This window comes from Paraburkholderia graminis, assembly GCF_003330785.1.
GTDB lineage: Bacteria > Pseudomonadota > Gammaproteobacteria > Burkholderiales > Burkholderiaceae > Paraburkholderia > Paraburkholderia graminis.
This window is the reverse complement of sequence record NZ_CP024936.1, coordinates 319,443-339,292: the sequence shown is the minus strand read 5'-3', so window position 1 is coordinate 339,292 and position 19,850 is coordinate 319,443. Positions and strand designations below refer to the sequence as shown.

Genomic DNA, 19,850 nt, shown 5'->3' with positions numbered 1-19,850 from the left:
GCGAGCCGCTTAGGCGGCCCGCGATTCGAGAGGGATGCTGGCGTGGTGCGTTACCCACTTGCCGCCGACGAGGACGTCACGCAGGAGCGTGCCGTTCAGGACGTAGGTGTGGACTGTGCCCGTGCGCAGCGTGGCAGGACGAACTGAAACGGTGACCGCTCCGGTTCGTGCATACATGTCGTGCTTCGATTTCATTGCGTTCCTCGTTGAAAAAAAGCGAAGGAACGCCCCTGTGGGGAGCGTCCCCACAGGGTTGAAAGTAAAAAAGGTTTTCAGGCGGCAAGCGCCTCGACATTGATAACGGCGTCCGCTTCGGCAACCAGATCCGGCGTTTGTGAGATGAAAAACTCCCGCTCGTAGCCGCCCTGCCGCAAAACTTCCCGCTTCATGCGCATGAACTGCAGCTTGCGCTGCGGATCGAGCGGACCATCGGACTCGTCGCTGAACAGCGTCTGATATGGCTGGCCGGCGTTACTGGCCAGATACAGCGCAATGCCGCGGGTCAGACATTCGTTGATCCAGACCTTCTGGCCACCCGACATCACCGTCACTGCCTTGGTGCTGTCGATATCGGCGTCATGCACGAGGATTTCAAATCCCTCGCGCAGGTCGCCGCTTGCCAGTGCGCGTTGAGTCTGGATCTCGACCGTGAAGCGCATGCCGTAACAGGCAAGCAGCAGGTCGTTCACCGTCTTCGTCAGCGCCGGGCCCGCATCATCGATCGTCAGGGCGATCACACCTTCGTTGCCAAGACCCTTCGCAAGCAGCTTCCAGCTTGCGATCTCATCGGAGATACGGTTCGCACGGGACTGCGTCGCGTCGAATCCCGCAAGCTCGTTTGCGATCGCCTGCCGCTCGACCTCACGTGTCGCCTGTGAACGGATCAGCGATTCGATCCGCGCATCGGCTGCAGTGATGCCGTCACGACATTGCGTCAGTTGCCGGTCCAGATCAGCAATTGCAGCGCTCACGTCTTCGGCACCGAGCCGTGCAACTTCTGCGTCGAGCTCCCTCGCCTGCGACGACAGGCTTTCCTGCTGTACCTGTCGTCGCTCGCGAACAGCCTTCGCCTCGGCTTCCACGGCGGCCAGTTCTTCACTGGCCTTGCGAACGCCTTCGGTTGCTGCATCAAGTAACGGCTTGCGTGCCGCAAGATCGATAGCCATTTGCAGATCACGCCGCGAAGCGGCAATCTCTGCCGACAGCGTCTTCAGTTCGGCGCGCCGCGTAGCAAGCTGCTGCACTTCGGGCGTCAAACGATCCACTGCTTCGCGGCTCGTGCGAAACGCGACACGAAGGTTGTTGAGCGAAATGCGCTGCTCGGGAACCTTCGCATTGGCTTCACGCGCCTGGGCAAGCAGAGGGCACGTGTTATGCATCGCGTGACCCGCACAGGGAACGGCAGCGATCACGCTAGCCTGCTGTTCCAGAGACTTGAGCAACGACGCCTTCGACTCACCCTCGGACATGAGCCCGTTGATGCGTGAAGTGGCCGCGGTCAATTCAAGCTGCTTGGCCTCCAGTGCCGCGATGGCCTGCTGCATTGGCTCGACACGCGCTTCAAGGGCCGCCAGGCGTGCCTGGGCACCGTCGCGCGCAGCGCTAGCACCCAGGATGGAATCGCGCTGCGCAATCACCGCGTTGTGACCGGCAATCGACTCGCGCAAGGCAGACAGGCGCTGCGCAAAGCGGCGATCGTCAGCCGCGCTGTCGTTCGCCAGCGCCTGCAACGACGAAGCGATCTGACTGCGTCGTCCGGCCAGTTCCCGCAACCGCGCTTGCGCATCCACGTTCGCAGTCTGTTTTGCAACCAGAACTGCGCGCTGATCACTCAGCCTGACTGCGCTCGCATTGAGTGCCTCCCGGCTCTCCCGAGCCGCGACGAGTGACTGGACATCTGAAGCGATGGCCTGATCAATCTGCACAACACGGTCGCGCTTCGCCCCGAGTGCACCAAGCTGCTGGTGCGTCGCATCGAGCTCACGGGCGAGAACCTTCACGACGTCGCCGGCTTTCGCCGCCAGCGTGCGCAGATGGTCGATATGCAGAAGCTCCGCGAGCAGTGCCTTGATTTCGCTCGCACCATAGGACGCGAGCGGCCGACGGTTCTGCGCAGAGAAGACGCTGGTGAAAAATGACTCCAGCGAGCCGCATACCGACTCGACGCACGCATCGTAGGTTTCGGCTTTCCCGTCTGACACAGTGCCGTTTCCGGTCTGCATCGGTTGCCATGTGCCGCTCGCGTCGCACCATGCAAGGAAATACTCAGCCTTGCCAGTTTTCCCCGGTTTGCGGAATGCAAACGATGAGCGGTAACGGACGCCGCCGTGCTCCCATTCAAACTCCTTGAGCGCGTGCGTCCCGTACAGGTGGTCCCAGTACGAGAATCCGTCAACAGACAGCTTGGACGCGTGCGACGGCATGATCCGGTACGGATGCAGGTTATCCATGATCGTGGATTTCCCCGCGCCGTTCGGACCCGTCAACGCGATAAGGCCAGTCGGCAGCGACGTGAGATCCAGCGAGACGCTCTCGCGTTTCATGCCGTCGCGCACACCGATGAAACCCGTCAGGGTCAGCTTTAGTGGGCGCATGAGGCGACCTCCGGATGCGGGGCATCGAAGAGGTAGTCCGACGGCAGCCACGGCACATCGTCGTCATTGGCGTACATGGTGCCGACGAAAGGATCTGCCGCAGAATGCGACGCGGCCGACGCCTGTGCTGCAGCCGCCCTTTCAGCGGCCAGCTGCCCGGCGGCAAGCTTCTCTGCCGCTTTCGCTTCAAGCGCGCCTGAGACAGCTTCCTCAACCAGGTCGCAGGCCTGCGCGTAATCAGCGCTTGCCTGCCGCAACAACGCATCCCAGTTGTCGCAACCGGTCAGCACACGGAGTTCGCGGGAACCCCACTGATTTGCGTAACCGCTCTGGAATGACCAGAGCAGGTTCTGCATCTGCACATCCGGCACCAGCGCCAGATCTGCACTCGCCGAATCGATGCGTTCTGCGAGTACCAGCAAACGACCTTTCTGGGCGATCACCGCGCCGCGGTTCTCTCCGAAAGGTTGATGGAAAATGCCTGCGCTGAATCCAGCGTGGGCCGTGAGGGCCTTCTGGATCTCGCCAGGCGTACGTGCTGCAGAGAAGTGCCGGACCCATCGGGTGCCGGCGGGATAAAGACCAAACATGAGGACACTCCGGAAAAATACGGCGGAGTGCATCCCCTGGGGGAATGATTCCCCGCCAGGGTTAGAAAGAAAATGGATGCAGCGAACTGCGATCGATGCGTCAGAGACGCGGGTAAATCTGGTTCCGGTAACACGCGGATGACGCGCTACCGGAACACGACTCGTGTCCCGCGCGGGAGCGCCTTACAGGCCACCCCCGCTACATGGCGGCTATGCCGCAAAAAGATCGTCATTCAGCCAGTCCAGCGTTGAAGGCTCAGTGCCAGCGGGTTCCAGCGGCACTGCGGAAGCTGCCGGCGCATCTGCCGCGATGGCACCCACCGCCGGATGCTGCAGCACAGCTGCAAGGGTCTGCGGATCAGACCGCTCATCCGGCTGTGAGTCGATGCGCGCCAGAACATCTGATGCGATCGCCTCCACCTCGGCCGATACCAGCAACTGCAAGCGCTCGTGAAGCGGACCGACATCAACGACAGTCAGTTCGGCCCAGCGTGCGAGCTTTCCTTCAACCGTCGTCTCGAGACTGATGCCCTCGGCACGACTGCGCACGACCGGAAGGACACGCGATTCGACCTTGAGGCCCGCAGCGCCGGAAAACAGCGCCTTGATGGCATCGCGATCGACGGCCTGCCGATGCTCCTCGTCGACCTGCCAGCGCACACGCACGAACTTGTCGGTGGCGTCAGCGGCGATTTCGGCAAGGCGCGCCATGTCGGGCGGCCCGTCGAAATCGATACAGACCATCTGACGCGATGGCGTCGCGATGAGCGTTGCGCTCGCCAAACCGGGTTGCACGTCCCACGCGAGATAGCCCTTCTCGCCCTCTTCGCCGTAATGAAACCGGCCGATGGAGCCGGGATACGCTACCAGTCTTCCCTCGCGCGCCCACTGCTGCGCCTTGTGGATATGGCCGAGCATGAACCCATCGCATTCGGCCTCGAAGAGCGCCGTGAGCGAGAATTCGTGATCGAAGCCCGCCATCACCACACCATGCTCCGTCGTGCAGCCATTGACGGTGCCGTGCGAGACACCGACCGTGGGGATACCCGCTGCGCGAAGCTGCGTGTTCACGCGGCCTGCCGCCGCCAGATATGCGGCAAGCACATCGCCCAGTTCCGTACCGGCCGCGAGCGCGCCAACGCTCGCGGCGAGTTGGCCCTTGTTGACCGTCGGAAGGCACGTGAACACGACTTCGGGCTTCACGCCGATGAACTGCCTCAACTCGTCATCCGAAAAGACCGGACCTGTCGAGGCCCAGAAGCGGCCATCGATGAGCGCGACCTGTGAGACGCGATCGGCGATGTGCACGTCATGCGCTCTGCCCATCAACGCGAAATTGTCGAGGGTGCCCGGAGGCTCGTGCGAGAAGGTGCCCTGCAGCATCAGCACGGGCATCGCGTTAGCGAGCCTATGCACCTGGGTAGCAAGCGCACGCAGTGACGGCGCATGTGCATCAAGCCGGTGGTCGGTCGAGTCACCGGAAATGACACCCACCTGTGCGCCGCTCGCGATTGCGTCGCCGACAGCGAAACTGAAGCAGCGGTCGGACTCGGCCAGATTGTCCGGCGCGTAATGCAGGTCAGAAAAATGAGCGAGTTTCAAATTCGCCTCCGTAAAAAACACAAAGGCCGCCCGAAGGCAGCCTAATGGATGAACACCCGCGAGGGTGCGAAGAAAGGATGATCAGTTCATAGCGAGCGCATCGCGAACCCGCATCAGCGTGATGCCGAGCAGGTTCTGTCCGCGCCATTGCGACCGGTCAGTCAGCCGTGGGTCGCGCTCGCCTATGCCGATGCCCCAGATGAGATCGTAGGGACTGGCTTCGACCAGTTCGGTCGGTGCCGTGGCGAGCAGGATGGACCTGAGCCCCGGGTTCTGCGCGAACTTCTCGCGACATCCCACGAAGACAATTGACTCGCGCTTCGCTTCCCAGATTTTCTGATCAAAGCCGGCAACCTTGCGGCCTATCATCTTCTGAGTCATCGGATCGCGAGTGGCTAGAATCCTTGCAGCCGACTTCTCGTCGCTGAAGAGCTTCGCCTTGGAGAACATCATGAACTGTTCAACGCTCGTGAACGCAACGCCGTGATAGGTGAAGCGGCAGGGATGCCAGTTGCTGAACACATCGTCCGCGCCAAAAAACGCGGTGAAATTGCCGATCTTGCGCACAGGACGACTCCTTGAAAACCAGACAGGAAATGGGCCGCCGAGGCGGGCTCTTTTCGATGCGCAGTTGCGCGGTCGAAAGCATTTGAGCAAACGCGGGCTTGCTGAAATGTTCTCGCAATCGAAACGGAAAGGAAACCAGCCCCGAGGGGCTGGCGAAATGTGGAAGGATCAGTTGAACAGGACCGCCAGCGTAGCCGCCTCAATCTCGCGATTGAGCTCAGCGACATCCGTTAGCGCTCTCGTCAGCCGTTCGTTCATCTGGTCGACGTCCTTCTCGCGATCGGTCCAGCCGCGCCCGAACTTCGTATGGGCGTAGATGCGGAAGTCCTGTTTGCGATCCTCCGCGCTCAGGCCAAGCCGTTGCAGCAGATCGGACATCCGGTCGCGCTTATCTGCAAGCGTTTCCGTCGGTTCGGCGGTTGCCGGCTGTGCGGCAAGCACGTGTTGCAATAACGGACCGGTGGTAGCCGCGGTGCCTTGCTCCGCTACAGGGGACGCGGTGGAAACCACCGCCGCACTATCGGCTGCGCCAGTTTCCGTCGCACCGACAGCCGCACCCGCTTCCGCCTCGGCTTCCGGCGCGCCAGACGCGTCCATCACGACACCTTCAGCAACCGCGTTACCGATCGCTGCATCGACTTCGCCGCCGAGCCGCACGACATTGCCGCCCGCTTCGACCAACGCGACCGCCTGGCTCGCCGCTTCCAGCGCGGAAGGCGCATCATCGGCTGCGTCGAGCAACGCACCGATATCGATGTCTGCATCGAGCACCGTGAGCATCTGGCTGACCCGCACTGCCTCGCCGTTCTCATTGATACGCGTGATTTCGAACTCACGCTTGGTGATCCAGAAGCGTGTGCCGGTCAGTTTGCCCCGTGCAAGCTGCACGGTCTGCATCGCTGAGTAGGCCTTCTGCAGCACGTAGATCGAGTTTGTCGGCAGTTCGATCAGGCCCAGCCCCTTGATGTCCGGCACCGCGAACACGAAACTCGCCGACAGGTTGCAGTGTCGCGCCTGATACTGCGGGCACTGTTCCGGATCGCAGATGCCGTCCGGAATCGCCTCATCCTGACGACGGATGACGGTGCGTCCGCCGAAGTGCCGGATCACACGTTGCGCACGCGGATCGCGCTCGATCTTTGCATATGTCATGCAATAGCGGATTCCGTCGCGCTCGTACTGGGAGAAGAACTTCCGACCATTTGTGCCGTATACGGTCATCTGGTTCGGCAGGTTCTGCATCCAGTCATTGAACGCGAACAGTACGGGAAACCGGTAGAGCTTCACGCCGTCACCGCGGTCCTCGCCATAGAGCCGAAGGATTTCGTCGGCCACGTCCGGATTATTGAAGTCCGAGCGGCGGCAGGTGAAATATGCGGTGTTCTTCGGCACGAGCGCGTTTTTCAGATTGCACTTCGACTCGAGCATAGAGGCGATCGTATCGAACGAATCACCTGCTGCGACCATCGTGTTGTACAACTCGACCGCACGCGCGTTGCCACGGGCTTTCGAGGTGAGGACTTTAATGCCCGGACGAATGTGCCCGATGACCGGTGGACGCAACGCGCGCTCTTCAACGACGCTGCGAACAGGGCCGTTGACCAGATGGACTACTGCGTTCATGAGGGTTTCCTCGCTAGAAAAAAGATGGCCGTGGTGCGCAACTCGCTGGCTGACTGCTCCAGTTCGTGTGCGGCCGCGTCTCCGCGGCGCTCGGCTATGTGGGAAAGAAAAACGCGTCGATCCGGATCGCTGTACTTCGCGATCTGGGCGACCTCGCAACGCGCCCGCCATGCTGGCGATGCGGTATCTGCAGTGGCGCGCTCCTCGGCAATCGTGTGGTTGATCGCTTCGGCAATGCGCTCGTCAAGACGGTCGGGAAGCATTGAAGACCTCCTTCTGGACAGGACAACAGGACGAAAAAAAACGCGTCCCTCGGAGTGAGGAACGCGTTTCGGGATTCGATGAAAAATGACCTGAGCGCCACAACCCTTCCGGGGTCGTGGCGCTCAGGGAGCCGAGGCTCATATACGAGGACGTCAGTCGTCCTCGCGCAGCATGGTCACGCTGCGCAACAGCCCATTTTCGGGAAATGCATTCCGCCGCAGGATCACGGTTCAGTCGACTTCGATCGTTCTACCCAGACGGGCTCTGGAGAGAGAACACCCGATGTCCGGGTCCGAACGATGTCGCGGCGCAAATGAATGCGGCCAGCGACGAGTTTTACGACTGAATGAATGGGGAGCGCGGGCGAGGCGCTCATCAGGAAGAAAATTCCACACCAGTAGCCGACTGGTCGGAGCATGCCTCGGGGTAAAGCTGCGGGCACGGCTTGGTACAGAAGATGGACTCCGGGCTGGCCGGGTCATGTCGATGCGTCAGAGACGCGAGAAGTAGAGTCAGTATTGCGCAAAAGTGAGCGCGCATATCCCCGAAAGGTCGCGAAAACAGCGCAGCTTTTGCCCGGGTCTATGTGTGCTACCGCACGCAGAATTGGAGGTGAGAGAGACCACCCGAAAAATACCATGGCCGCAGTTCCTGATTTCCTCCCGGAGCCAGAGCGCCCGGACAAAGACGTACTCCCAGCCGACAGCCCACCGCTGAGCGGGCTGAAGCCTATTGAGCGCCTGACCAGCGACACGCGTATCGCCCGGATCAATCCGGAATCCGATACAACAACGGTCCTGCGCTATAGCTCGCAGTTTGCGCGCGACTACATTCGCTCGGATTACAACTTCTGCGCGGCAAAGATCGCCGTCGCACGAGGCGGTAAGGTCCGCGCTCTTGAGAACGCATTGCGGGAAACCGCCGAGTGGCTCCGGAAGACCGATGGCTGGCTCGCGCGTCATGAGCTACGCGCGATTGATATGCCGCACGAAGAGATCGAGCTCGTCGTTACGCGCCCGCTCGCCGGGTTGCTGGTTCGCTGCCTCACCCAGTTCGACCGCATCTTCGGCAAATCTCTGGCGGCCGTTGTGATGGGAAAAATCACGCCTGAAGCACGCGCCCGGATGCTTTCGAACGCGGAACGGCGGCTCAAGCACATCGTTCAGGTCTGCATGCCTGACAACGACCAGTACGAGTTCGACGGCGAACGCCGGGGCTCCTGAACCGCATCAATCCGTAGTCGATTTCGCCGGCACTTGACCTTGCTGCCGGATGGATACGCTCGTCCCATCACCCTGTTGGAGAGGAAATGGACATCAGAGAAATTCAGGCGCTGCACGCGCAATATACGGCTCAGCCGGTCACTATCGATCTTTCCCGCCATACCGCGGCCATGCCGATGCTGCCCGCACCGGAGCGCTCTGCGAGCGGTTTGCTACCAGCCCGCGCTCTCATGTCCAAGATGCGCAGCGCCGGACGACCCGCATTGCTTGCGCTTGCTATCGCGGCAATCGCCGGTGCAGGTGGCGTGAGCGCCGCCCGAATCTGGCAGGCGATGCACGCGACGGCTCACCTCCCGCACGACGCGCAGACGCCCGGCCGACCCGCACCGGCAGCGGCCCAGCAGCCCCCGTCCGCTGACATGCCGGTCAACGCCGCGCCACCGCGACCGTTGACCTCCGGCGATCTCGACACTGCGCTGACGGGCGGACGCAAACCGCTCTCTCATGTCGACTCGAAGGCCCTCACGGCTCCGATGCCAGTGGTGGTTGCGCCCGCTCGTGACTCACAGCCCGCCGCGGTGACGCAGGCGGCCGCTTCGCCCATCAGGGCGACGCATGCGACGGCGGCCGCGGCGCAGACGCCGCCGCAAGCGTCCGAACCCGGCGCTACTCAGCCCGCCCGGCGCCAGGACCCTGCACCCGCCGCGCGAGTTGCGGCAAACACCGCAGCGAACCCAGCCTCGCAGGCTGAGAGTGAGCAGCCTGCGGCGACGCGTCCGGCGTTGCGTCCCATTCATCACATCAAGCCACATCGTGAAGCTGCTCCTTCAGTGACCCACGACGCTCCCGCAGCGCCACCTGCGCAACCCACCGCACCGGCCGCGAAGTCCGGCGATGTTCAACTGTTCTGATGAGGTCCCGGCATGAAATCCCAACCACTTAACGTAACGCTGCTTTCCACCGGACTTTCGATCCACGGAAATGTCATCCTTGACCACGGTCTTAGTAGTTTCGGCATTGTTGACGGAGATGTCGTTTCTAACTCGGGGCTGCTTCACATCGGCCAGGGCGGAATGGTGAAAGGTCAGGTCGAGGGCGAGCACGTGCGGATTGACGGCACGGTCGAGGGCGACGTACACGCGCGCGGCGTGCTCGAAATCAATGGGCGCGTGAAGGGCAACGTCTACTACTACGGCACGATCCGGCTGGGTCCCCGCGCGTCGCTCGAAGGTCAGATCAAGCGCAAAAGCGAACTGACGATCGAAAACTCGAGCAACGTCCAGCAGCTATCGCGTGCGGCCGCCGGAAACGCGTAGCCCCGTCGACGTATTGAACACAGTGGCGCGAACAGCGCCAGACGCGGTAGCGATGCCGCATATCGGAGAGCACGTAATGAAGACCATACCAACGAAAATCGGCGCAGCACTAGTCTTAATGGTTGGAGTAGTTGCTGTAAGTGCGTCGACGCTAGTCACCTCGCTCAACGAAGGCTCTGCGCTCGCCATCGGAAGCATGGCTACAGCTGCCCGTCTCCTTGGCGACACGACGCTGTCAACCGACCTTCAGCGGATGACCGCATCCGATCGCGGGTCCGCACTTTCGCAGCACGGTCTGTCTTCGGAAAGCGCGCTGGCGACGAGGATCGAGAAGACACGCGAAGAAATCCATGGCTATCTGGACCGCCAGGAACATATCCGAAATGTGGTGAACTATTCTTACGGATTCCTGTATGCGTCGCTGTTGGTCCTTGCAATCCTCTCCGTTAAAGTCGCCATGGTACCTGGCGGCAAAGACCCCAACCGTGACGACCCGGCGCATGCGTGACACTTAGGCCATTAGGGCGCCAACGATCCCGTTGCCGCCCACAAAAACCTGACTAAACTCCGGAAAATGCAACGGGCGCTTCCTCAAAAAAAACGCCCGTCTTTCTGACTAACCTTTTGATCGAACGAGTCGTCGGCCCATAGCTATGCCGTTCTCAGCAAACCTCCGATTCGATGACGAAACGTGAGACCGGGTTCTTTTTGATCGTAGCGATGGTGAGTGTGTCCCGGGCCCGCGTCATGGCGACATAAAAAAGCCGGCGCTCTTCGGATTCAGTACTCTTTTCGTCGGGAACGACGCCTTCCTCGGCGCGAGTGATCCACACGTGGTCCCATTCAAGGCCCTTGGAACTGTGCATGGTGGTAAGCACCAGTGCACCGTCCGCTGGCTTGTTGTTGTCCCGTTTCAGATACTCGATACGCTCGCCGAACGTCCCAGTCAGGCGCGACAGCACATCGTATGTTGCCTGGATCGCACGTTTCGCCTGATCATCGCGGGCGTAGGTCATCATCATTTCGAGGACCCCGTCGAGCGCTAGCGAATAGAACTTGCGTTCGGACATCTGCGTCCACTCCGCGAGCCGTTTCATGAAGGCGCGATACGCGCTTGCCGTGTCCTCCGGCAAACCCAGACCAACGAGGTCCTTTTTTGCCCGCTGGACAAGCTCAGCGCCCATGTCCCGGTGCAGCGCACTGAGGTGGGTCGAGCTCATTCCGGTGTAGCCGAGCACTGCGTCCAGCCCATTCTGCTTACGCCCCTCGACTATCAGCAGCAGGTTGCACATCAGCGCGCCCTGAGGCCGGTTGAGCACAGAGCTACCGGAGGCGCGGTAGTAAGGCACGCCATGCGAGCGGCAAACCGCTTCGATCGGGTCGAGGATGCGATTGGTCCGCGCGAGAATCGCGCACGAGTTGCCCGCGCCTAAGTGGGGCTGAAGTTGCTCGACTGCGGCCACAGCGTCCGCATACTCATCGTCAAAGCGGCGCGTGGCAATCGCGCCGCCGGCGCCGCGTTCGGCCCGCAACACCTTCGCCACACGGTCGACGTTGTTCCGAATGACCCGGTCGGCCGCCGACAGGATCTCAGTGCGGCAGCGGTAATTGCTTCCCAGCACGACGCGTTGGGCATTGAAGGAATCTGCAAAGCTCTCCATGCCGCGAAATCCGAGCGCGGCGCGAAAGCCGTAGATGCTCTGGTCATCGTCACCAACAACCGTGACGTTCGCGCCCGCCCTTGCGTGAAGCTCGACCCAACGATATTGCAGAGGGTCCGTATCCTGGAATTCATCAACGAGCAGATCGGTGAACCCGTATGGTTCTATGTCCCCGCTTTCCATGCCAGCCACGGACAGTCGCAACATGTCCTGAAAGTCGATCTTGCCGTTACGCGTGAGCGCTTCCTGATAGGCATGGTACAGCTGCGCGTCGGGGCTGCCGGCGTCCACGCGCCCAAAGTTGGTCTTGATCCGCTCGATGACCGGAATCACCTCGTCGACCTTCCATTGGAGCCCAAGCTCTGCAAGCACGCGCGCGAGAAGACCTGCGCGGTCCCCATCCGTCGCAATATCGCGTTTTCCCAGCTGTCGGTTCGCGAGCGAATGGAACGTCCCCGCGATCAGCCGGCTTCTCGCGCCGGCACCGGCCAATGCGAGGATCCGGTCGCGCAGCTCCACGGCCGCGTCCTTGCTGAACGTCACTGCGCCGACAACTGCATGCGGATCGGCAAGAAGCAAGGCTGCCTTCGCGGCGATAGTCTTCGTCTTGCCCGCGCCCGGACATGCAATGGCGACACAGTGCCGGCGAAGCTCCGCCACCTCGCGCTGCTGCGGATTCAGCCCATCAAGCATCGTGGGCTCCGGTTAGCGGCCCCGCACCGTGGTCATCAGGCGCAAGTGGGTCATGTAGCCGCGCACGCCGACGGGATGGAACTTGCGCAGGAAGCGGGTGGTTTCCTCGTCCACGTCCGACTGATCGCGCACGCTATTCCAGACCAGGAAGTCGAAGTGGTCCATCACCTTGTCGAACTTCAGCAGGAGCGAGAGAACGCGCATGGAGAAGCGCGAGTAGGCTTCGACCTGGATGTCGAGCGAAGGCTTTGTGACCGTCGGCGCGAACACGATGTCGCCCTGCTCCTTCATCCTGCCTTCCGTCTTCTCGCGGAAGCCGGCAGCTACGTTCAGTTGCTCTTCGACGTAGGCTTCAAGTTCGCCGACCTGTTTTTCAAACCATGCGGTGACGGTGCCGAGATCTTCCGTGCCGAAGGTGGATCGTCCGAAGCGCTGCAGGTTAATGCTCATGCGGTTCAGATACGGCCACCACTGCTCGAAGAGTGGTTTGAGGCGGGTATGGTTCAGCCGTACGGCGGCCTCCACGACCGCAGCGCCGGACAACTGCCTGTTCATCAGTTCGCGGCCGATCTCGCGGCGGCGCTGCACGACGGCAATGCGCTCTGCCGGCGACAGCTCGCGAAACATCTTTCGCGTACGAGCGACCTGTTCGCGCTTTTCCGCGGCCTCCGACTCGCTGATCATCCCTTCCTTCTGAAGGGTGTTGGCGGCGTCCTCCATCTGCTGGAGCTCAGCCTCAATTTCACCGCCGTCCGCGCCGTCGGTGACCAGGTTCGCCGGTTCGACCGGGGGTGCATCTCCCGCGGGCGCGACAACTCCCACTGGCTTTTCAACAGATTCAGTGGCGGCGTCTGGCTTCGATTCTTCGGTGATGGCGCTCATATTTGTGTCCCTTGGTAAGTGCACGCGCCCGCGCGCGGCATGAACTCTATTGTTTGCGCGGCAGACGTTGATCGCCGGCGAAAACGTGGGCGATTTCTAGCCGCTTTCATCGCTGCTCATCTCTGGACGCCTTCGTAGAGACGACCGGGAACGCAGCGCGCACTTTACGCAACGACGTTCGACGGGGGCGTTCGAAGGGGGCCTGCGATACGGGAGGGAGTTCGTGGTCGGCGTGTAACCGACCAACGGGCGCGAAAGCCAAGGAAGGGGCAAGACAGGGATCGAGGGGTGAAAACGCGTCTCGGACGAGCCGGCTCACGGTCTTAACTGGGAAAGCTACAGAAAACCGTATAGCTTTCCCCGGTCGTTCTACTGATAAGACGAGGCCGCTTTCCACAAAAGCGCGCCCAGGATCGCGGCCACCGCAATCCAGCACTGGGCGTAGATGGGAACCGGCAGGACAAGCACGGCGAACGAAACGCCGAACACAAGCAGGATGCCATGCCCGGCCAGATGGAACGACAGCGGGCTCGCGAAGCCCGCGGCCGATGCCTTGATCTTGCGCCGGACCGTACCGTCGACGAAGGCGGCGACGCAAAAGACGAGCGTGCCGAGAATGAACAGCTTCATCACGGTCGCGCGATACACCACGCGGTAGATCTCCAGCCAGAAGTTGTGCACCCAGGCCTGCGCGAGGTCCGACATGCCACCATCACTGATTTCTCCGCTGCCGGCCGCGTTCATGGTGGACCGCACGAGACCGCTTTGCACAAACCAGCGCCTGAAACGGGCGTTGGTCAGAGCCACGGCCTCGTCAGCCCGGTCAGCTCCTACTATGGAGACGACGGAATTCACCTCTTCGTCCTTGATCGAAAACCATGAACGGTCGGGTATCGCAGGCATGACCAGTACCGCTATCAGCGGCACGAAGAAGAACCACCATTTTATGTGGGATACAAAGCGGCTACTGGCCATAGGTGTGGACACCCCATTCCAGCAGGTTCGTGACGATCCTCGCGAGAATGTAGATCGGGAACGCGACGAGCCCGCTTAGCCCCAGCCAAAAGTGCACGGGCCGGCGCGTGACGAACAGGGCCAGCGCGTACACCATCGCGCCGCTGCCCCTCGAAAATTCCGCGGGCCTCGGCGCGTCGACCTCGTCCTGTGCCCTCGCGGTGGACATGGCGCGCCGCGCGACGTCCGGCTCAACCCGCGACAGCTTCGCTATCAGGAAAAGTGTGGGCGACATCATAGTCCTCGAAATAGAGCCTGAAATGCTCGCCGGTCAGTGCGCGAGCCGCTAACTGGAAAGCAGCGGAGCGCTGCGTGATGGACTCCGGGCATTGCTCGTCGACCATTTCGGTGCCGAGCGCCACATGCCGCGCCTCGAACTCTGTGACCGGCTCAAGCATCGGCGGCCATACGTGATAGCGCTCGCCGTCGCGGGCGACGTACCGCCGGGCGTACAGCAGATGCGCGCCCGCGAACAGTCCCTGCATGAATGCGACATGCGGATTCCCCGTCTTTCGCGTCCGTTTGTACGCCGCGAGGCCACTGTCGAGCATCTCCTTGACGAGCGGTTCTGACTCGCCGATGAACTTCTCCCCGATGAAATCGGCCACACGTGCGCAGGCGAGCTCAAGCTCCGGCGCCACCGTGAATACCGGGACGAGGCGGGACGACAGCTTGTAGTCGCGGATGATTTTTTTGAATACGGCAGACATGCGTTTGGTTAGCCTTGAAGGATTGGAATACGTCCCTGATACACAGCTGCGCCCGAGATGCGCATGAAGTACTGCAGGTTCGGAAGTTTATGTATCAGACCAGTGGGAATCAGAGGAGCCTTCTCCAGTTGTAGCGAACGGGAAACCCCGCCGGTGAATTCACCAATGTGGGCCTCACTGCCGGTGCTCGTGCTGCCAGTGATCGTCATGTTGCGAATGGCGGTTTCACCGACCTTGTCCGAGAACCACTGCGCCGTATCACTGTCCTCCAAGCGTAGAATGATCTGGTTGTTCAGATTGCCCAAAACCTGCAGCATCTTGGCCGCATTTCCAAGGCGAGCCTCCAGGTCCGCCCGTGCCTGAAAGGCGACGAACGCCTTGAAGCCCGCGCCCCGCCCCTTGTTCAATATCTGGATCACCTGTTCGTTGATCGCCTCCGCGATTTCATCGATGATGAGCACCACCTCCGGTGGCGAATCGTAAAAGTTATAGATCGACCCGCACACTGCCGCCACGTCGGACAGGATCATCGATGCGATCGCCTTCTGCACGATGTTGTTCGATAGCGAATCCAGGCCCATATAGAGGACGGCCTTCTGCTTGATGATCTTGTCGATATCCCAGATCTCGCGCTCGTCGTCGAAGTCGTCGGCCTTTGGCGCGAGCATCAATCCGGTCTCGCCGGTAGCGAGCATCTGCAGCAGAGGAAGTGCCGACGCAATGATGCGCATGTAGTGCTCGCGGTCGTGCACGTGCGTCGCGATCAATCCGTCGATCGCTTCGTGACCGCGCTCATGCGCCGCAAACCGCGCGGTGTACAGCGCGATCATGGCGTCGATCGGCCCGGCGCCGTTGTTGCGCGCGCCCTGGCGAGTCGTTTCCGTTGCGACCTGCTCTTCCCAGTCCGATAGCCCCTGCTCCACGAAAAAGCGCCTCAGGCTTTTCTCAAGCAGTGTGGTGATCCCCGACTGTGCATACTTCAGGATGGAGCGCAAAGTCGGCTTGTCGCCGATGTACAGTTCGCCCTTCACGGCGCGGTCGATGAACAGGAACGCAAAATCGCGGAATGGCCCCTCCTCCATCAATTGGGCGATCCGGCTCGGAATTTCTGACGGCTGCGACCAGTTCTCGATCGGATTCAGGCGGATCGACTCCGACGGCTTGGCCTGATTGAAGTAAAGAAATTTGCGCCCGGATCGCGCGCACTCCTTCTCGACCCGGCGCTTCCACTCAGCGTCGTTCTTCGGGTCTACGATGATCAGCACGTCGCCGAGGTGAATGACCTGGGTTGAGATCACCTCGTACGTGCGCGTCTTGCCGGCACCGGTCGTGCCGCCCACCAGGGTGTGGCCGCCCATCGCCTTGTAGTGGAACGGAACGAGCGCCTTCTTCGGTTCCATGCCGTGTATCCACGAAGAACCCTGAGGCATGACATCGCGAATACTGTCTTTGGGAGCGAAGATGCCCTCGATCGCTTCCTCGATTCTGCGACCTGTCTTCGTCTTGTTCAGCCATCGCGGCAGGCCCGGTATGTCAGTCGTCGGCATGCGCAGGATGTCGTGGGCGATCTGGCAATGCTTCTGGGTCCATTCGTAGCCGATGCCCAGGTACATGGAGTTCGCTTCTTCCCGCATGCGCTTCTGGACCTGCAGCAGCTTGGGCACCTGCAGCGTGGTGAGCCACTTGGTCGAAATCGCCATGCGGAACTTGAGCGCGCTCCAGATCTGCAGGGAGCGCACCAGCAGGAACGAGAGACCAACGAGCATGAATGCCCACGCGTACGGCATGCCGGAGATCGGCAGCAAAACGCACGCAGCGAGCCAGAAGACGGCCGCGCGGAACTCGTATATCGGCCGGAAGTGGTTGATGTAACTGGTCACGCCGGTCGCTCCAGAATAAGCTGGCCCGCCCGAGGGGCAAGGGTAATGTCAGTAGAGCCATCCGCAACCATCAGACTTCGCTTGCGCATGTGCTCAAGGAGCGTGCTCGACGCCAGCCCGTAACTACCGATAAGGCGCTTACCAATCACCAGGCCCTTGTCGTTCCACTCGACCCTCGCTGAGCCCGCGATGACGTCCTCCCGCAGTGCGACGAACAGTTCACGAACGGAGTTGGGCAGGCCCTTCAGCACGTCGTCAAACCCCGCTGGCGCTTCAGGCTTTTCGCGCGTGTCCGCTCGAGGAGTCGCGCGCATTCCGGTCGGGTCGACCGGCATCTGCTCCGGCGCGGTGGCCGGGCCCGGCGCTCCCGTGATACCGATGGCTTCGTGCAACGACTGCGCGCGCGCCGTGGAAGAAGCGGCCACGCGCTCAGACGACGGGCCTGCCGATCGGGCTGGAGATGCGCCTTCCGCCGCCTGCACCGGAGTTGGCGCGGCGGTCGCCTCAGTCGGCGAAGGCGACGCAGACGGCTCCTCGACGGTCGCGTCCCCCGCTGCCGGTGCCTGCGGAGCACCTTGCGGTACTGAGGCCGCGCCTGACGGTGACGGTGACGGAGGTGTTGATGTTGATCGTGACGGGGACGGGGACGGTGAAGCTGGCGTCGGCGCCTGCGCGACAACGGGCTGCAGTTCGGCAGCAATCTGTACGGCCGACGGAACGGTATAGCTCACCGGCGCGAACACGCCCCGCTGCGCCTTCCGGTCGGACTCGTCCGCAACGGTGACGGCCTCACGCACCACCTTGTGCAAAAGCGTCTCGATGCCTTGCGGATGTGGAACTGGATTGATCGCCCCGAACGTCTCCGCGAGCACTTCGCCATCGAGCCCTGCAAGCAGCTGGGAGCCGATCAGCACCTGCGCAAGCATGCCCGTACGCATGCGCTCGACAGGCAGCGGTACCGGCCGGACCACGATCCGGTAAGGCGAATTTCCAAGCCACGGCTCGAGGCCGCCGTGAATCGACGGATTCCACTCGACCCGGTCAGTGTCGCGCAAGATCTGAAAATACCGGTAAGGCTCATCCAGCCTTGAACACGTTGCGCAAAGGAATACCGCGTAGTTGTACTGCGGCTCGATCCGCCTGCGCTGTTCAGAAGGGAGGTTCGTACCGAACTTCCGCCCGCTGGCGAGCCGCATCGCGAAGAAGGCGGTTTCGATAGTGCAGCGAAATGCCCCGCCGGCGTCATGGTAAAGCTGCGGGCTGAGCGGGAGCGTGGAGAACCACGCCGCACAGCCGCGCAGTACCGAGAGCCATTTGCGGTCGAACTCAGCCCTGTTCGGCTCGTTGGCGCACTGCGTGATCAGATCAATACGTCGCTGGTGCTGCTCAAGCAGTGCTGCCGCGCCAGTTGCCGTGGGTCCGCTCATGGCATCAACCCTCCGGTAAGCGTCCGACCGACCTTGCCGACCATCGCGCCGCTCGCGTTCGCGCCACCGCCAAACATACCCGCGATCTTTGGAATCTCGAACGACACCAGGAAAACGAAGATGGCGAGGTCGAACACGTAGCCACTTGCCCCGGTAGTCGTCAAGCCTTTACCGGCGGCATCCTGAACCGCCTCAATCAGGCTATGAGTCACGAGGCGCATCAGGATCGCGGCAACGACGACGTACATGCCGGCGCTGATCATGAAGTCGAGCCACGTCTTGAAGTAGCCCCGCGTGAAAGACGAGAAGCCAAGGGCGAACGCTATCTGCCCCATGACAACGCCGCACGCGAACTGCAGCTGGCCGAGGTTGATAAAGAAAACGAATACGACGGCGGTAACAGACAGGACAAGCCATGCGCACAGCAGCGGCACCACCGCGATAAGCACCCCGAAAATCGCGGTCCATCCCGCGCCGGAAAAGGCTTTCACGACCGCATCGAGAATCTGCCCCGCCGCGTTGCCAATGATACTGAGCGAGCTCGACATGTCGGCACCGCTGATGGTGTTCGCCAGCGTGAGGAACCATTTGTAGAAACCCGGCCCGAACTGGGCAAACTCGATGTAGAAAGAAGCGAAAATCCCGAGAATGCCAATCTCTTCGAAGAATCCGAGCCATGCCATCACCGGATCTCTCGTCGCTGCGAAGCGGACAGCGGCCAGTACAAGCGTGATGACGCCAAGCCCTCCTGCGAACTTGTCCGCCTCCGGCTTGATCTGCTCGCTGATCGCGACGGCTGTGTTCATCACCGACGAAAACAGCGCGGTGATCTTGTCCATCGCCTGCTTGCTGCCTGCTGCAAACTCCCCCGGCTTGACATACGAACTCGCATTTGTCGTGGCGGTGCTGCCGGATGAATTGCCCGGTACGATCGTGCCGTCGGGCAATAACTGCGGATCATCGGCGAATGCCGCTGCCGGCGCAACGAGCAAAAGCAGAGGAAGCAGTACGGCGGCCAGAATGCGCCTGAGTCTTATCCACATCGTCGAGCCTCGTCCGGTCCTAGAATCCGTAAGCCGCACGCTCGGCTTCTTGCTGCTCGAGGAACGCCTTCGCCGACGCGGCCTTGTTCTTGTCATCCGCGTTAGACGCCGATTCCTGCTGTGCCTCCTTCTGCTGTTTGCCCGCTGCGAGTTGGAGCATGTCGCTCATCTGACTCGAGACGATGTCGAGATAGTGTGTGGTCAGTTCGGCGGTTGCCTGGGCGGTCGGAGTCAGCGCCATTTGCGATTGCAGATCCTGTCGGCGTTTAGCTAGCGTCTGGATATGCGTCATCACGCTGTTGCCGGTCTGCAGAAGCTGGGTCGCCTGCTTGTCGCGCTGGTTATAAAGCGAAGCCATGTCGGCAAACCACTGGGCATTTGACTTGCCCGACCGCGAGATAAGCGACTGGACATGGTTCAGCCATTGACCGCCGTCCTGAAGGTCGCCATAGAGATCCGTTGCGGTGCTGGCAAGCTTCTTGTACTTGTCGATGTCACCCGTGATCTCGTCGTACTGCGCTTTCATCGCGGTGGGATCGAGGTTGGTCGCCTGCAACAGCTGATTTGCCATCATCTGGTACTGGTAGGCGATGTTGCTGTCCTGGTAGACCTCGGTCTTTATCGACTTCAAGGCCGTAATGGTGTTCTGGATCAGGTTTGTCGGATCGATGACCGTCAACTGCGCATAAGCGGCCTGCGAAGCAAAAAACGTCAGGCCGACGGCCGCGGCCAGGCGTACAAATAGTTTTTTCATGGTTGGT

At 61.3% G+C, this 19,850-nt stretch carries 21 protein-coding genes; 5 read left to right on the top strand and 16 right to left on the bottom strand.

Features of this window, described 5'->3' with window-relative positions; translation table 11 throughout:
* Positions 1-9 precede the first annotated feature (9 nt).
* The 4 genes from CUJ91_RS33160 to CUJ91_RS33145 all read right to left on the bottom strand — a co-directional run bounded on the left by CUJ91_RS33160 (position 10) and on the right by CUJ91_RS33145 (position 4,573).
* Entirely contained in the window at positions 10-195 is a 186-nt protein-coding gene (locus CUJ91_RS33160) for a hypothetical protein (RefSeq protein WP_114158384.1), read from the bottom strand.
* Positions 196-272: 77 nt separating this feature from the next.
* The gene (locus CUJ91_RS33155) at positions 273-2,594 is read right to left on the bottom strand and encodes an SMC family ATPase (protein WP_114158383.1); all 2,322 of its coding nucleotides are present in this window, start codon (positions 2,592-2,594) and stop codon (positions 273-275) included.
* Entirely contained in the window at positions 2,582-3,184 is a 603-nt protein-coding gene (locus CUJ91_RS33150; protein ID WP_114158517.1) for a hypothetical protein, read from the bottom strand. Before CUJ91_RS33150 ends, CUJ91_RS33155 begins: the two co-directional genes overlap by 13 nt.
* 210 nt (positions 3,185-3,394) lie before the next feature.
* The gene (locus tag CUJ91_RS33145; RefSeq protein WP_244231109.1) at positions 3,395-4,573 is read right to left on the bottom strand and encodes a metallophosphoesterase family protein; all 1,179 of its coding nucleotides are present in this window, start codon (positions 4,571-4,573) and stop codon (positions 3,395-3,397) included.
* Positions 4,574-4,630: 57 nt separating this feature from the next.
* Between CUJ91_RS33145 and CUJ91_RS35045 the strand changes: the two genes are divergently transcribed.
* On the top strand, positions 4,631-4,831 hold the full coding sequence (locus tag CUJ91_RS35045) for a hypothetical protein (RefSeq protein WP_244231107.1): 201 nt from the start codon (positions 4,631-4,633) through the stop codon (positions 4,829-4,831).
* Positions 4,832-4,867: 36 nt separating this feature from the next.
* Here the strand turns inward: CUJ91_RS35045 and CUJ91_RS33140 are convergent, their stop codons facing one another.
* From CUJ91_RS33140 to CUJ91_RS35240, 3 genes are all read right to left on the bottom strand, one after another.
* Positions 4,868-5,353 (bottom strand): NADAR family protein, encoded by a 486-nt coding sequence (locus tag CUJ91_RS33140; protein WP_114158381.1) that lies wholly within the window; start codon positions 5,351-5,353, stop codon positions 4,868-4,870.
* 168 nt (positions 5,354-5,521) lie between these two features.
* Positions 5,522-6,976, bottom strand: coding sequence for a recombination directionality factor (locus CUJ91_RS33135; protein WP_114158380.1), 1,455 nt, complete (start codon positions 6,974-6,976; stop codon positions 5,522-5,524).
* Positions 6,973-7,239 (bottom strand): DUF7696 family protein, encoded by a 267-nt coding sequence (locus CUJ91_RS35240; RefSeq protein ID WP_114158379.1) that lies wholly within the window; start codon positions 7,237-7,239, stop codon positions 6,973-6,975. The genes CUJ91_RS33135 and CUJ91_RS35240 overlap by 4 nt, the downstream gene beginning before the upstream one ends.
* 639 nt (positions 7,240-7,878) lie before the next feature.
* Between CUJ91_RS35240 and CUJ91_RS33125 the strand changes: the two genes are divergently transcribed.
* From CUJ91_RS33125 to CUJ91_RS33110, 4 genes are all read left to right on the top strand, one after another.
* Positions 7,879-8,463 carry an AcaB family transcriptional regulator gene (locus CUJ91_RS33125; protein ID WP_114158378.1) on the top strand — a complete coding sequence of 195 codons (585 nt, stop codon included), beginning with the start codon at positions 7,879-7,881 and terminating at the stop codon, positions 8,461-8,463.
* A gap of 86 nt (positions 8,464-8,549) precedes the next feature.
* Positions 8,550-9,374: a hypothetical protein gene (locus CUJ91_RS34650; RefSeq protein ID WP_114158377.1), complete on the top strand. Its 825-nt coding sequence runs from the start codon at positions 8,550-8,552 to the stop codon at positions 9,372-9,374.
* Positions 9,375-9,386: 12 nt separating this feature from the next.
* Positions 9,387-9,779 carry a bactofilin family protein gene (locus CUJ91_RS33115; protein ID WP_114158376.1) on the top strand — a complete coding sequence of 131 codons (393 nt, stop codon included), beginning with the start codon at positions 9,387-9,389 and terminating at the stop codon, positions 9,777-9,779.
* Positions 9,780-9,855: 76 nt separating this feature from the next.
* Complete coding sequence (locus CUJ91_RS33110; protein ID WP_153067663.1) at positions 9,856-10,287, top strand: hypothetical protein; 432 nt, start codon at positions 9,856-9,858, stop codon at positions 10,285-10,287.
* A gap of 154 nt (positions 10,288-10,441) precedes the next feature.
* Here the strand turns inward: CUJ91_RS33110 and CUJ91_RS33105 are convergent, their stop codons facing one another.
* From CUJ91_RS33105 to CUJ91_RS33065, 9 genes are all read right to left on the bottom strand, one after another.
* Positions 10,442-12,133: an ATP-dependent helicase gene (locus CUJ91_RS33105; protein WP_114158374.1), complete on the bottom strand. Its 1,692-nt coding sequence runs from the start codon at positions 12,131-12,133 to the stop codon at positions 10,442-10,444.
* Between the two features lie 12 nt (positions 12,134-12,145).
* Positions 12,146-13,015 carry an ATPase gene (locus tag CUJ91_RS33100; RefSeq protein ID WP_114158373.1) on the bottom strand — a complete coding sequence of 290 codons (870 nt, stop codon included), beginning with the start codon at positions 13,013-13,015 and terminating at the stop codon, positions 12,146-12,148.
* Between the two features lie 369 nt (positions 13,016-13,384).
* Complete coding sequence (locus CUJ91_RS33095; RefSeq protein WP_114158372.1) at positions 13,385-13,990, bottom strand: IncC plasmid conjugative DNA transfer DtrJ family protein; 606 nt, start codon at positions 13,988-13,990, stop codon at positions 13,385-13,387.
* Positions 13,980-14,267 (bottom strand): hypothetical protein, encoded by a 288-nt coding sequence (locus CUJ91_RS33090; protein ID WP_244231106.1) that lies wholly within the window; start codon positions 14,265-14,267, stop codon positions 13,980-13,982. Before CUJ91_RS33090 ends, CUJ91_RS33095 begins: the two co-directional genes overlap by 11 nt.
* A complete protein-coding gene (locus tag CUJ91_RS33085; RefSeq protein ID WP_114158370.1) occupies positions 14,221-14,739 on the bottom strand; it encodes a hypothetical protein in 519 nt (172 codons plus the stop codon). The genes CUJ91_RS33090 and CUJ91_RS33085 overlap by 47 nt, the downstream gene beginning before the upstream one ends.
* Before the next feature lie 8 nt (positions 14,740-14,747).
* Positions 14,748-16,619 (bottom strand): conjugative transfer system coupling protein TraD, encoded by a 1,872-nt coding sequence (gene traD, locus CUJ91_RS33080; RefSeq protein WP_114158369.1) that lies wholly within the window; start codon positions 16,617-16,619, stop codon positions 14,748-14,750.
* Positions 16,616-18,046 (bottom strand): TraI domain-containing protein, encoded by a 1,431-nt coding sequence (locus tag CUJ91_RS33075; protein WP_114158368.1) that lies wholly within the window; start codon positions 18,044-18,046, stop codon positions 16,616-16,618. Before CUJ91_RS33075 ends, traD begins: the two co-directional genes overlap by 4 nt.
* Positions 18,043-19,089, bottom strand: a complete 1,047-nt coding sequence (locus CUJ91_RS33070) for a type IV secretion system protein (RefSeq protein WP_114158367.1) — start codon at positions 19,087-19,089, stop codon at positions 18,043-18,045. The genes CUJ91_RS33075 and CUJ91_RS33070 overlap by 4 nt, the downstream gene beginning before the upstream one ends.
* Positions 19,090-19,108: 19 nt before the next feature.
* Complete coding sequence (locus CUJ91_RS33065; RefSeq protein WP_114158366.1) at positions 19,109-19,843, bottom strand: TrbJ/VirB5 family protein; 735 nt, start codon at positions 19,841-19,843, stop codon at positions 19,109-19,111.
* Between the last annotated feature and the right edge of the window lie 7 nt (positions 19,844-19,850).

Bases quoted from the DNA above. Each gene is read 5' to 3' on its own strand.
- CUJ91_RS33110 (WP_153067663.1), top strand. From the start codon at position 9,856: ATGAAGACCATACCAACGAAAATCGGCGCAGCACTAGTCTTAATGGTT.
- CUJ91_RS33065 (WP_114158366.1), bottom strand. From the start codon at position 19,843: ATGAAAAAACTATTTGTACGCCTGGCCGCGGCCGTCGGCCTGACGTTT.
- CUJ91_RS35045 (WP_244231107.1), top strand. From the start codon at position 4,631: ATGTGCATCAAGCCGGTGGTCGGTCGAGTCACCGGAAATGACACCCAC.
- CUJ91_RS33155 (WP_114158383.1), bottom strand. From the start codon at position 2,594: ATGCGCCCACTAAAGCTGACCCTGACGGGTTTCATCGGTGTGCGCGAC.
- CUJ91_RS35240 (WP_114158379.1), bottom strand. From the start codon at position 7,239: ATGCTTCCCGACCGTCTTGACGAGCGCATTGCCGAAGCGATCAACCAC.
- CUJ91_RS33095 (WP_114158372.1), bottom strand. From the start codon at position 13,990: ATGGCCAGTAGCCGCTTTGTATCCCACATAAAATGGTGGTTCTTCTTC.
- CUJ91_RS33125 (WP_114158378.1), top strand. From the start codon at position 7,879: ATGGCCGCAGTTCCTGATTTCCTCCCGGAGCCAGAGCGCCCGGACAAA.
- CUJ91_RS33150 (WP_114158517.1), bottom strand. From the start codon at position 3,184: ATGTTTGGTCTTTATCCCGCCGGCACCCGATGGGTCCGGCACTTCTCT.
- CUJ91_RS33100 (WP_114158373.1), bottom strand. From the start codon at position 13,015: ATGAGCGCCATCACCGAAGAATCGAAGCCAGACGCCGCCACTGAATCT.
- CUJ91_RS33105 (WP_114158374.1), bottom strand. From the start codon at position 12,133: ATGCTTGATGGGCTGAATCCGCAGCAGCGCGAGGTGGCGGAGCTTCGC.
- CUJ91_RS33090 (WP_244231106.1), bottom strand. From the start codon at position 14,267: ATGATGTCGCCCACACTTTTCCTGATAGCGAAGCTGTCGCGGGTTGAG.
- CUJ91_RS33135 (WP_114158380.1), bottom strand. From the start codon at position 6,976: ATGAACGCAGTAGTCCATCTGGTCAACGGCCCTGTTCGCAGCGTCGTT.
- CUJ91_RS33085 (WP_114158370.1), bottom strand. From the start codon at position 14,739: ATGTCTGCCGTATTCAAAAAAATCATCCGCGACTACAAGCTGTCGTCC.
- CUJ91_RS33160 (WP_114158384.1), bottom strand. From the start codon at position 195: ATGAAATCGAAGCACGACATGTATGCACGAACCGGAGCGGTCACCGTT.
- CUJ91_RS34650 (WP_114158377.1), top strand. From the start codon at position 8,550: ATGGACATCAGAGAAATTCAGGCGCTGCACGCGCAATATACGGCTCAG.
- CUJ91_RS33075 (WP_114158368.1), bottom strand. From the start codon at position 18,046: ATGAGCGGACCCACGGCAACTGGCGCGGCAGCACTGCTTGAGCAGCAC.
- CUJ91_RS33115 (WP_114158376.1), top strand. From the start codon at position 9,387: ATGAAATCCCAACCACTTAACGTAACGCTGCTTTCCACCGGACTTTCG.
- CUJ91_RS33070 (WP_114158367.1), bottom strand. From the start codon at position 19,089: ATGTGGATAAGACTCAGGCGCATTCTGGCCGCCGTACTGCTTCCTCTG.